The following is a 12,309-nucleotide window of genomic DNA, read 5'->3' on the forward strand; positions in this document are numbered from 1 at the left end:
ATTTAGTTTATTTTCTTATTTTTCCTTTGCTTGATATTTCATATTTATATGAAACTAATTGTTCTAATCCAACAGGACCTCTTGGAGGAAGTTTATTTGTTGATATACCTACTTCACCACCAAATCCAAATTCACCACCATCAGCAAATTGTGTTGAAGTATTATGCATTGCAATAGAACTTTTAATATTCTTTAAAAACTTGTTAGCTGTATTTTTATTTTTAGTAATAATGGAGTCAGTATGCATAGTTCCATATTTGTTTATATGATTGATAGCTTCATCAGAACTTTTGACAACTTTCACTGATACAGTAGCTGTTAAATATTCTGTAGACCAATCTTTCTCTTTGGCAGAATACATGTTGCCTTTGTAGTATTTTCTTAAGATATTATCCCCATATATTTTACAATTCTCATCCTCAAGTTTCTTTAAAATTGGATTACAAAATTTTTTAACTATCTTGTCATGAAATAAAATAGTTTCAGTTGCACCACAAATAGCCGTATTTCTTAATTTTGCATTATAAACAATATTTGATGCCATATTTAATTCTGCATCTTTATCAATAAATGTATGACAGATACCCTCTAAGTGACCAATTATAGGAACTGTAGAAAAATCTTGAACTCTTTTAACTAAGTTTTTTCCACCTCTAGGTATTATCACATCTATGTATTTTTTCATTTTAGAAAGCATGATGTCGACCATTTTTCTATCTTTAGAGTCTACAAATTGAATATAATTCTCATCAACTTTATTTTTTAGAAGAGCTTGTCGAAATAATTTTGACAGTATCCTGTTAGTATTTATAGCCTCTGATCCACCTTTAAGAATTACTGCATTACCAGATTTAAAGCATAAACTTGCCACATCAGATGTTACATTGGGCCTACTTTCAAAAATAACACCTATTACACCTATTGGTATGGTCACTTTTTTAATTTTTAACCCATTTGGTCTAGTCCATTTTTTTAAAGTAACATTTACAGGATCTTTTAGTTTTGAAATTTTAATAATAGAGTTTTTTATGTTTTTAAGCTTTACCTCATCAATTCTCAGTCTGTTAATTAAGTTTTCTTTAACCCCCTTCTTTTTGGCAAATTTTATATCTTTTAAGTTTTCTCTTAAAATTAATCCATTTTCTTTATCGAGTAATTTAGCATAAAGGCGCAAAACTTTATTTTTGGTATCTATATCAACTTTTTTCTCAGATGCTTTTCTGCTTTTTACACCTATTAAATTCATTATTTTACTCATTTTAAATCTCTACCATATCATCTTTATGAATAACTTCTGATTTTGAAACATAACCTAATAATTTTTCTATTTGATTTGAATGATGCCCCATTATCTTAACTATTTCATCAGAAGTAAAAGAACTTAAGCCTCTAGCACACTCATTATTTTTTTTATCAAGAATTTTGACATGATCCCCTTTATTAAATTTTCCTGAGATTTTTTTAATTCCAGCAGCTAGTAAACTTTTTCCTGACCTTAGCGCTTTTTTTGCACCTTCATCAATTATTATTGATCCTTTTGGTGCTATTGAACTTATGATCCATTTTTTTCTAGCATCAAGTTTTGAAACTTTAGAATGAAACCATGTACAATTATTTTTATCACTTATCTTTGAAATAGGATTAAAACCTAGCCCATTTGCAATAACCATATTACAGCCAGCCAATTGACAAACTTTTGCTGCTTCTATTTTAGTGTGCATTCCACCACTACCATACTCATTTACACCTTTAATATTAATTTCTTTCAAATCTTTTTTAAAATTATTTACATTTTTAATTAATTCAGCGTCTTTGTAAATTTTTGGATTTTTTGTATAAAGACCATCTACATCTGAAAGAAGAATTAAAGTGTCAGCATCAGTAATTTGAGCCACTCTAGACGCTAGTCTATCATTATCACCATATTTTATTTCAGACGTAGCTATTGTATCATTTTCGTTAACTATTGGGATAAAACCTAAATCAAATAAATTTTCAAAAGTTCTTTTGGCATTCAAAGATCTTCTTCTTTCCTCTGTATCTTCAAGAGTTAATAAGATTTGTGATATATTTAACTTATATTTTGTAAATGTTTGTGAAAACAAATTCATCAACTCAATTTGGCCTATCGAGGCTATAGCCTGACTTTTGTCAAGTTTTATCGTTTTTTTATTTATATTCATTTTCTTACATCCAAGAGCTATTGCACCTGAACTTACGATTACTACCTTTTGATTTTTATCTTTTAATTTTTTGATATCTTTTGCAAAACTAGAAAGCCATTTTTTTCTAATTTTTTTATTGTTGTCAACTAGAAGTGAAGATCCTATTTTGATAACGATTATTTTTGAATTTTTAAGAGACATATGACAAAAGTTTAGCTTTAATTTTAGATATAGAATCTTTCTCTAATGTTGTCATTGTCATTATTTCACAATTTTTTCCTTTAGAGAAATGATCAATTACATCTTTAACAGTATCTTCATCTACCAAATCTACCTTATTCAGTACCACAAGTTCCTTTTTATCAATTAATTTAGAGCTGTAATTTCTCAATTCATTTTTAACTTGTTCATAAGACTCATTTAAATCTAAGTTAGTAATATCTATAAGATGTAATAATGACTTACATCTTTCAATATGCTTTAAGAATTGTATACCAAGACCCACACCTTCATGAGCTCCTTCTACAAGTCCTGGAATATCCGCAATAGTTATTTCTTTATCATCGTAGGATGCAACTCCCAAATTAGGATTAAGAGTGGTAAATCTATAATTTGCAATTTTTGGGTTTGCATTAGTAATAGCGGCCAATAAACTTGATTTTCCTGCATTAGGTAATCCAATTATTCCAATGTCAGCGATTGTTTTTAATTGGAGCCAAATTGTAAATTCTTCTCCAACACCACCTTTAGTAAATTTTCTTGGAGCTCTATTCGTAGAACTTTTAAATCTAGTATTTCCCAATCCACCTTTACCTCCAACAGCAACAACAAATTCCTCTCCTTTTTTATTAAAATCAAATAATAAAGTTTTATTATCTTCTTCAAAAACTTGAGTTCCTAGTGGTACCTTAAGAAATAAATCGTCACCTCCTTTACCTGTACGATTTTGTCCAGCCCCATTCTCTCCTCGTTGTGCTTTATGATGTTGTTGATATCTATAATCTATAAGTGTATTTAGATTTTCTTCAGCTTTTAAAATTATTGATCCACCTTTTCCACCATCACCTCCGTCTGGACCACCATATTCAACATATTTTTCTCTTCTGAAGCTTGGTGAGCCATCACCACCATTACCAGCTTTAATATAAATTTTTACTTGATCGAGAAATTTCATAATACAACATCTATTTAAGTTGTACTATTAATTGGGTTTTACTGAAACGAAAGTTCTATCTGCTTTTGATTTTTTGAATACAACTTTACCTTTAACAACTGAAAAAATTGAATGATCTTTACCCATTCCCACATTTTCTCCAGGAAAAATTTTTGTTCCTCTTTGTCTTACAATTATATTTCCAGGGATTACTGTTTCACCACCATACTTTTTAACACCAAGCCTACGCCCAGCACTATCTCTTCCGTTTCTCGATGATCCACCTGCTTTTTTTGTTGCCATAAATTACCTAATTTATTTTACTGTTACTGCAGCTTTTTCTTTAACTTCAGTCTCAACCTTTTTAGTTGGTTTAACTATTTTTTCAGCTTCTGATAAAACTTTACCATCTTTAGAAAAAATCTTATTAATTCTTATCATAGTATGCTCTTGTCTATGCCCATTTTTTCTTCTTGAATTATGTCTTCTTCTTTTTTTGAAAATTAAAATAGTTCGATCTTTACCATTTTTAATTAAATCAGCTTCAACTTTTGCTCCTGTAATTGTAGGGGTGCCAATTTCAATAGTTTTATCATCACCATAAGCAAGAACTTCATTAAATTCTATTTTTGAGTCAGGTTTTGAATCTGGTAATTTTTCAATCTTTAGAATCTCTCCAGATTTTACTTTATATTGTTTTCCACCTGTTTTTATTACTGCGTATGACATAGTATGATTTATATTTAAGTAACCGCAATATAGTTGCAGCAAAGCTATAGTCAAGTCGAATTAATTAAAAATTATCCTTTAAATCTCTCAATTTTGAAAAGGTTTCAACATCTTTTGCTCTTAAAAATATATTACATTCTAATTCCTCTTTTAAAGTTGAGGGTATTGTTGGAGTTCCATTGTGTCGTTGTTTTTCTATTTTTTCTATTTTTTTTTGTAAATCTTTATTTTCAGAGTCAAATTTTTTACAAAACTTTGAATTACTTAAAGTGTATTCATGACCACAATAAATTTTTGTTTCTTTTGGTAAAACTTTAATTTTGTTCAAAGACTCATACATTTCTTCATAAGAACCTTCAAATAATCTCCCACAACCCAGTGAGAATAGTGTATCTCCAGTAAAAATTAATTTTTCTTTAAAAAAATGGAAACAAATATGACCTGAAGTGTGTCCAGGAACATGCATTATTTTAGCTTCAAAGTTTTCAGCTTTCCATATTTGATTATCTTCTAATAAAATATCTATTTCTGGTATTCTTTTTGAATCTCCTTTAAAGCCCACAACAGTTGATCGGAATTTTTTTTTTAATTCTTTATTTCCTCCGATATGATCATAATGATGATGAGTATTAAGAATATATTTTAATTTTATATTCTTATTATCTAGAAAATCTATTATTGGCTGAGACTCACTAGGATCTATTACACACGCCGTATTGTTACTATCATCTATAATTAGATAACTATAGTTATCTTGGAGACAGGGTATAATTTCGATATACATTTTATTTTTCTATCAAAAATATGCCAAGATCTGCAAACATATTTTTAATCCCTAAATTATTATCATTTATTAATGAAGTATTAAGATTATTTAAAGCGAGCGATTTAAAGATCTTTATATCTTTTGATTTAACAAAATAAAAAAAATCTTTAATTGTACACATATGTAAATTTGCGGTGTTATACCACTCATCTGGTAAAGTTTTTGTAATTGGCATTGTACCCTTAAATAATAAATGAAATCTTACTTTCCAGTACCCAAAATTAGGAATAGTAACAATTGCTTTTTTTCCAACTCTTAAAAGTTCATCTAAAACCAATTCAGGATTTAGAAAAGCTTGAAGTGTTTGACTTAAAACAACGTAATCAAATGATTTATCTGGAAATTGCTTTAAGTCTTTTTCGGCATTTCCTTCAATTACAGTTAAACCTTTTGCAATACATTCTTGTACCTTTTCTTTTGAAATCTCTAATCCTCTAATATTAATATTTTTATTATCTTTTAAAAATTTCATTAAAGTTCCATCAGCACAACCTACGTCTAAGACCTTTTTATCTTTTTCAATTAAATCTGCTATCACTCTAAATTCATTTTTCATAATTTAATTCTCATCATAAGATTTATCTAAAAAATTTTTTAGTGCACTTAAAAAATCTGGTACATCTAACAAAAATGAGTCATGTCCTTTGTCTGATTGAATTTCAACAAATCCAACATCAGCACCTATAGAATTTAAAGCAATTACAATATCTTTATTTTCCTGGGTTGGGTAAAGCCAATCAGAGGTGAATGAGATAATAAAAAATTTTGCCTTAGTATTTATAAACGCATTTGAAAGATTACCTTTGAATTGCTTTACTAAATCAAAGTAATCCATTGCTCTTGTTATATAAAGATAGCTGTTTGCATCAAATCTATCTACAAAAACTGAGCCTTGATATCTTAAATAGCTTTCTATTTGAAAATCAGCGTCAAAACCAAATTTAAGATCTTCTCTTTCTTGTAATTTTCTTCCAAATTTTTCCTGCAAGCCCTTTTTAGATAAATATGTTATATGTGCTGCCATTCTAGCTACTGCCAATCCTTTCCCAGGATTAGTATTGTTTGATGTATAGTTTCCATCTTTCCAGTCGCTATCAGCCGTAATTGCTTGTCTACCTAGTTCGTTAAAAGCAATATTTTGTGCTGAATGACTTGAGGTAGTTGCTATTGGCACCACTGTTTTAGATTTATCAGGAAAGTTGCTAATAAATTGAAGAACTTGCATTCCTCCCATTGAACCTCCAGCTATAGAAAATAGTTTATCAATACCAAAATGATCAAGTAAATTATATTGTGCATTTACCATATCGTTAATAGTAATAATTGGAAAATTTTTCCCAAATATATTTTGATTATCTGGATTTTTGTGACTCGGTCCATATGACCCCATACATCCACCAATTACATTGGAACAAATAACAAAATATTTATTTGTATCAATAGCCTTATCAGGACCAACTGCATAACTCCACCATCCTTCTTTATTGGTTACAGGGTTTATTCCGGTTACAAACTGATCTCCTGTTAAAGCGTGAAAAACTAATATTGCGTTATCTTTTTTTGAATTAAGAGAACCGTATGTTTCATAGGCAATCGGAAAATCTTTGATAGTCTTACCACAGTCTAATTTCAGTGGTTTTTTAACAATTAAAGTTTTTATATTCTTCTCAGTATTCATAATTTAAGCCTTGTTTGAATTGTGAGAAAAAAAACTATTTTAGCGGGTTTTTTTAAGCGCTCGCAATTCAGTTAAATCAGCGCATAATTTTTTTACTAGAACTTATTTATTATGTCAATTTTTTAAAAAATCCTCTTATTCTCTATAAAAATTTGTAATTTTATCTATAAAGAGCTCATAAATTAAAAAAATGATAACTCCAAATTTCAAAAAATTTCATATTGAAGCTTATAAGCCTGGTAAATCAAAAGTTAAGAAAGTTAAGAATGTAATTAAGTTATCTGCAAATGAGTCTGCTTTAGGCATGAGTCCCAAAGCTAGGAAAATTATATTAAATAAAGATCTAATTTTAGATAAATATCCAGATGGAAAATCTCAAAATTTAAGAAAAGCGATATCTAAAGCTTATAAATGTAATTCAGATAAAATTATTTGTGGAGCAGGTTCAGATGAAGTTATTCAAATAATTTGTCAATTATTTTTAAATCCAAAAGATGAGGTTGTGCTTCCAGAATATAGTTTTTTAATGTATAGAATTTACTCAAAAATTGTTGGTGCAAAAGTTGTATTTGCAAAGGAAATTAATTTTAAAGTTTCGGTCAAAGAAATTTTAAAAAAAATTACAAAAAAAACTAAAATTGTTTTTATAGCGAACCCAAATAATCCAACAGGAACTTACTTAACTAAAAAAGAGGTTCTGGATCTAAGAAAAAAATTAAATAAAAAAATTTTATTAGTTATCGATGATGCATATGCAGAATATATGCAAAATAAAGATTATTCATCAGGTTTAGATTTATTTAAAAATAAGGATAATGTTTTCATTCTAAGAACCTTTTCTAAAATGTTTGGATTAGCATCTTTGAGAGTAGGTTGGGGGTATGGGTCAAAAAAAATAGTGGACGCACTTAATGTGATAAAACCTCCATTTAATGTAAATGGTATTGCTCAATTAGCTGCAGCAGAATCACTTAAAGATAAAACATTTATATACAAATCAGTTAAACATAATTTATTTTACGCCAGAAACATTAAAAAGTTTCTTGAGACATATAATATTTATTCAAATTCAGTTTCAGCAAACTTTTTGCTACTAAATTTTGAAAAATGTAGTTATTCAGCAAAATTTTTATACGAAAAACTTAAAAATAAGGGAATTATATTAAGATCAACTGAAGATGGTTATCATATAAAGAATAAATTAAGATTAACTATTGGATCAAAAAAAGAAAACTTAAAATTTATGAATACTATTAAACAAGTATTTAAAAGATGAAAAATATTTTAATTATTGGGTGTGGATTACTAGGTTCATCTTTATTAAGACGAATTAGTAAAAAAAAAATAGCAAAGAAAATATTCATTTATGAAAAATCAAAATCGAATATTAGTAAAATAAAAAAATTAAAGTTATCTGGAACAATTGTAAAATCATTAAAAGAAGGTGTAACTAATTCAGATCTAATTATTTTTTGTACTCCCATGAGTGAATACAAAGATATTATTTTAAAAATTAATAATTTTATTTCATCAAAAACATTGATTACTGACATTGGTTCTTCAAAAATTGAAACTTCTAAAATTATAAAAAAATTCTTAAAGAAAGGTGTTCACTGGACTCAAAGTCACCCAATAACTGGTTCAGAGGTAAGTGGACCGGAGTATGGTAGAGAAAATATGTTTATTGATAAGTGGTGTATAATTATAAAAGAGAAAAATACTAAAAAAAATTATATAAATATTCTAACTAAGTTTTGGAAAAAAATTGGATCAAAAGTAGTTATAATGACTCCTGAAAAACATGATAAAATTTTTTCAATAACTAGTCATTTACCCCACTTAATTGCTTATAATTTGGTGAAGTCTGCGCAAGATTTTGAAAAAAAACAAAGTTATGGGCTAATCAAATATAGCGCTGGTGGATTAAGAGATTTTTCTAGAATTGCAGCATCAAATGAAATTATGTGGCGAGATATTTTTTTTAATAATAGAAACAATATTTCTAAAGCGATTGATTTATTTATAAAAAATTTAAATCAATTTAAAAAAGATATTAATTCAAAAAATAATAAGTCTATTATTAAAAAACTTATTCAAACTAAAAAAGTAAGATCGAAAATTATTAAATTAAAACAAGATATTGACACGCCTGATTTTGGAAGAAATTAAAATTTTACTCTAGATATTTTTTTTACTTTAAGTTTTGCATTTCTTTGGATTTTATTAATTGTTTTTATAATTGGCATAACAATCACTTTCTTTTCTGGACCGTAAGCATGAATTAGTTGTTTGGAATTTAAACACATAGCAACATGACCTTTCCAAAATATAATATCTCCTTTTTTGAATTTTCTTTCTTTTGAATTCTTTTTTGAGTACTTGATCTGATCTTTTGTATCTCTTGGATAAAACGAATTATTATAACAAAAAAATATTTGTAATAAAGCTGAGCAATCAATACCTTGAAATGTTTTTCCACCCCAAACATATTTTACATTTAAAAATTTTTTAAATATTTTTGTAAAATTGTTTTCTTTATGGTTTATTTTTTTAATATCTTTTTTTTTTATCCATTTATTTTTTTCAATTTTTACATAATTCTTATTTTGTTCTAAAACAGATAATTTTGATGCAAATGGAAGCCAACTATTTATTCCAGTTCCAGGTTTTTTAAAAATTCTAGCTTTGAGATTACTGATTTTATAATTAGGGGTAATTTTTTCTATATATTTAGAATTTTTTATGAACCCTTTATAGTTATCAAATAAAGTTTTAATTTTAATCCATTTTTTATTTTTTGATAAAATTTTGAATTTCTCACCATATATTATTTGTGAGGTTACTTCTGATTTACTCGAAGGTTTTTTATAAATATTGGAAAAATTACCTGTGAAATAAAAATTACTTTGCACCAATTTTAATCTTGTTTTTTATTAACCACAAACAAATTAAAGAAGGTATGACCATTATAGTGGTTAAAACAAAAAATGTTCCCCAATCTCCATTTAACCAATCAACTAATGCCCCAGAAGAGGAAGCCAGTGTAGTTCTACCAGCGGTACCAATTGAAGCAAGTAATGCATATTGTGTTGCCGTATACGTTCTATCAACTAATAATGATATAAATGCAACAAATGCTACAGTTGCAAATGCAGCAGTAATATCATCAGCTATTACTGCAACTGCAAATAAAATCTCAGATTTTCCCGTCCATGCTAAAACTGCAAATAAAAGATTTGTTAAAGCCATAAGTCCTCCAGCAAAGAACATTGTTTTAATTGTTCCAGCTCTCATGGCCATTATTCCACCTAATAATGTAAATACAACTGTTGTTATCCAACCAAGTCCCTTCGAATAAATTGCAATTTGGCCTTTAGAAAATCCAATTTCTTTATAGAAGACAATGGACATTCGTCCCATGAAAGCTTCACCTATTTTAAACAAAAAGACAAATCCCAAAATTCCTACAGCAATTGCATAACCATTTTTTTTAAAAAAACTAATAATAGGCCCACCTAAAGTTCCCGTAATATAAGCAATAAAGTTTGTTATAATATTGCTAGAACCAAGTTTTCCTTCAATCAATTTGTCAGTCTCTTTTTGTTTTGATTGCCTGTCTGTTTCTATTGGTTCATGAACAAACATTAATCCTATATTCATTAAAATAATTAAAACACCTAAAATTAAAAAAGTAGCTTGCCAATAATCCCTAATACCTAGATTTTCAAAATATTCTGCTGAGAATAAAGCAACAACTCCTCCTAATTTATATCCTGTCCACCATCCAACAACGGCCATAGCTGCACCAGCAGCCATAGATTTTCCCTCATTTTCATTTATTTGTTCAATTCTTAAAGCATCGACAGTTATATCTTGAGTCGCAGATGCTATAGCTATAATTAATCCAACAGTAATCAATAATGCTAAATTTTCTGTAGGATTTATTACACTCCAAACTAATAAGCTTAATAAAATAATTGACTGCATCAAGACTATCCAGCCTCTTCTATGACCTAGTTTTTTCGTAAGTATTGGAATTTGAATTCTATCAATGATTGGTGCCCACAAATAATTAAAGGCGTATACCCCAAAAATTAAACCTGCCCATCCAATTGTAGATCTACTCAATCCTTCTTCTTTAAGCCACAAACTTAAACTGCTTGCAATTAATACCCAAGGAAATCCACTAATTGCACCCAATAGAAGAATTCTTACCATTCGAATATCTCTATATACCGAAAGAGAGTCTAGCCAAGATTGTTTTGTTTTTTCAGACACAATTAATTTCTCCAAAAAGATGGTAAGAACAATACTAATATTGCAAATAGCTCAAGTCTACCTAAAATCATACCAATTGTTAAAATCCATTTTGAAATATCAGGTAAAGATGAAAAATCTCCATTGGGACCAATAATTGGACCTAATCCGGGTCCAACATTAGAAATTGAAGTGGCAGCTCCTGAAATTGCAGTAATAAAATCAAGACCAGTTAAAGAGAGTAGAGCCGCAAGAACAAAGAAAATCACAAAGTAAAAATAAATAAATGAAATTATTGATGCAATAAATTTATCATCAACTGAACTTTGATCATATTTAATCACAAATACACCCTTGGGATAAATAATTTTTTTAAGTTGAGTTACTATAAATGAATATAGAATTTGAATTCTAAAAATTTTAATACCACAAGTTGTTGATCCAGCACATCCACCTATAAACATTAGTAATAAAAATAAAGTGATTGGAAAACTCCCCCAGCTATCATATTCAGAATTCACGTAACCAGTTCCTGTTAATATAGAAATACTGTTAAAAAAAACTGACCGTAAATTAAAATTTTCATAATTATTTAATATTAAGTATGCAGACAATAATATAATTGATGTTATGATAATTTTAAAAAACGTTTTGATTTGTACATCTGTTAAAAAAATTTTTTTATTTCCACTTATAAATTTGATGTAAGCTATAAATGGTAAACTTCCTAATAAGATGAATATCATGGAAGCTATTTCTATAGGAATACTATTAAAATAACCAATAGACTGATTATAATTTGAAAAACCACCTGTAGCTATTGTGGTCATGGCATGAGTTAAGCTATCAAATTTACTCATTCCAAATAACCAATAAGTGGTGGCACACATTATAGTTAATCCTGAGTAAATATAGATTAGTCTTAAAGCTATTTCTTTTGATTTTGGAAGTATTTTTTCTGATGAGTCGTTGCTTGAAATTTTAAATAATTGCATACCACCAACATTCATTATTGGCATTAAAGTTATGGCCATTACAATAATACCAATTCCACCTAGCCACTGTAATATAGCTCTCCATAATAAAATTCCCTTCGGGGTAAATTCTAGATTTGAGATAATAGTTGAACCAGTGGTCGTAATTCCAGACATACTTTCAAAAAATGCATCTGTTACAGAAAGTTCTATAGTTGAAAATATAAATGGCAAAGACCCAAAAATTGCTATACTAAGCCACGAAAGTGCAGTCAGGAGAAATGCTTGCTGTAAATTTAATTTTTTATCGTGGTCTAAGTTTGATAAAAAAAATAAAGTTCCAAAAATTATTGTAATGATTGATGCTCCAAAAAATGAAGAGTCTATTTCAGAGTAAGCAAATTGAACAATAATAGGTATGAACATTGATACCCCAAGAATTATTTGCAAAATTCCCAGTGTAAAAAAAACAGTTTTATAATTAGACATTTTGAAAGAACATTATTTTATGGTAAATAAATTTCAAC

13 protein-coding genes are annotated in these 12,309 nt (G+C 28.0%); 2 read left to right on the top strand and 11 right to left on the bottom strand.

Going from position 1 to position 12,309, the window contains the following annotated elements:
- Positions 1-7 precede the first annotated feature (7 nt).
- The 8 genes from F754_RS0100160 to F754_RS0100195 form a co-directional block, all read right to left on the bottom strand.
- The gene (locus F754_RS0100160; RefSeq protein ID WP_023647893.1) at positions 8-1,258 is read right to left on the bottom strand and encodes a glutamate-5-semialdehyde dehydrogenase; all 1,251 of its coding nucleotides are present in this window, start codon (positions 1,256-1,258) and stop codon (positions 8-10) included.
- A 1-nt stretch (position 1,259) separates the two neighbouring features.
- A complete protein-coding gene (locus tag F754_RS0100165) occupies positions 1,260-2,366 on the bottom strand; it encodes a glutamate 5-kinase (RefSeq protein WP_023647894.1) in 1,107 nt (368 codons plus the stop codon).
- A complete protein-coding gene (obgE, locus tag F754_RS0100170) occupies positions 2,356-3,339 on the bottom strand; it encodes a GTPase ObgE (RefSeq protein ID WP_023647895.1) in 984 nt (327 codons plus the stop codon). The genes F754_RS0100165 and obgE overlap by 11 nt, the downstream gene beginning before the upstream one ends.
- A 27-nt stretch (positions 3,340-3,366) precedes the next feature.
- Entirely contained in the window at positions 3,367-3,621 is a 255-nt protein-coding gene (rpmA, locus tag F754_RS0100175) for a 50S ribosomal protein L27 (protein WP_008544325.1), read from the bottom strand.
- A gap of 12 nt (positions 3,622-3,633) precedes the next feature.
- A complete protein-coding gene (rplU, locus tag F754_RS0100180; RefSeq protein ID WP_023647896.1) occupies positions 3,634-4,047 on the bottom strand; it encodes a 50S ribosomal protein L21 in 414 nt (137 codons plus the stop codon).
- Between the two features lie 64 nt (positions 4,048-4,111).
- On the bottom strand, positions 4,112-4,831 hold the full coding sequence (gene gloB / locus F754_RS0100185) for a hydroxyacylglutathione hydrolase (protein ID WP_023647897.1): 720 nt from the start codon (positions 4,829-4,831) through the stop codon (positions 4,112-4,114).
- Between the two features lies 1 nt (position 4,832).
- Positions 4,833-5,429 (bottom strand): methionine biosynthesis protein MetW, encoded by a 597-nt coding sequence (gene metW, locus F754_RS0100190; RefSeq protein ID WP_023647898.1) that lies wholly within the window; start codon positions 5,427-5,429, stop codon positions 4,833-4,835.
- 3 nt (positions 5,430-5,432) lie between these two features.
- Positions 5,433-6,551 carry a homoserine O-acetyltransferase gene (locus tag F754_RS0100195; protein ID WP_023647899.1) on the bottom strand — a complete coding sequence of 373 codons (1,119 nt, stop codon included), beginning with the start codon at positions 6,549-6,551 and terminating at the stop codon, positions 5,433-5,435.
- A gap of 190 nt (positions 6,552-6,741) precedes the next feature.
- Between F754_RS0100195 and F754_RS0100200 the strand changes: the two genes are divergently transcribed.
- Together F754_RS0100200 and F754_RS0100205 are read left to right on the top strand one after the other, a co-directional pair.
- Entirely contained in the window at positions 6,742-7,827 is a 1,086-nt protein-coding gene (locus F754_RS0100200; RefSeq protein ID WP_023647900.1) for a histidinol-phosphate transaminase, read from the top strand.
- Complete coding sequence (locus tag F754_RS0100205; RefSeq protein ID WP_023647901.1) at positions 7,824-8,720, top strand: prephenate dehydrogenase/arogenate dehydrogenase family protein; 897 nt, start codon at positions 7,824-7,826, stop codon at positions 8,718-8,720. Before F754_RS0100200 ends, F754_RS0100205 begins: the two co-directional genes overlap by 4 nt.
- Here the strand turns inward: F754_RS0100205 and F754_RS0100210 are convergent.
- From F754_RS0100210 to F754_RS0100220, 3 genes are read right to left on the bottom strand one after another with little or no spacing between them, the layout of a single operon-like run.
- Positions 8,717-9,463 carry a C40 family peptidase gene (locus F754_RS0100210; protein ID WP_023647902.1) on the bottom strand — a complete coding sequence of 249 codons (747 nt, stop codon included), beginning with the start codon at positions 9,461-9,463 and terminating at the stop codon, positions 8,717-8,719. The two genes, F754_RS0100205 and F754_RS0100210, sit on opposite strands and share 4 nt — an antisense overlap.
- Complete coding sequence (locus tag F754_RS0100215) at positions 9,453-10,829, bottom strand: MFS transporter (RefSeq protein ID WP_023647903.1); 1,377 nt, start codon at positions 10,827-10,829, stop codon at positions 9,453-9,455. The genes F754_RS0100210 and F754_RS0100215 overlap by 11 nt, the downstream gene beginning before the upstream one ends.
- Positions 10,830-10,831: 2 nt before the next feature.
- On the bottom strand, positions 10,832-12,271 hold the full coding sequence (locus F754_RS0100220) for a TrkH family potassium uptake protein (RefSeq protein WP_023647904.1): 1,440 nt from the start codon (positions 12,269-12,271) through the stop codon (positions 10,832-10,834).
- Positions 12,272-12,309: the final 38 nt, after the last annotated feature.

Source organism: Candidatus Pelagibacter ubique HTCC8051, assembly GCF_000472605.1.
In the GTDB taxonomy this organism is placed as follows: domain Bacteria; phylum Pseudomonadota; class Alphaproteobacteria; order Pelagibacterales; family Pelagibacteraceae; genus Pelagibacter; species Pelagibacter communis_B.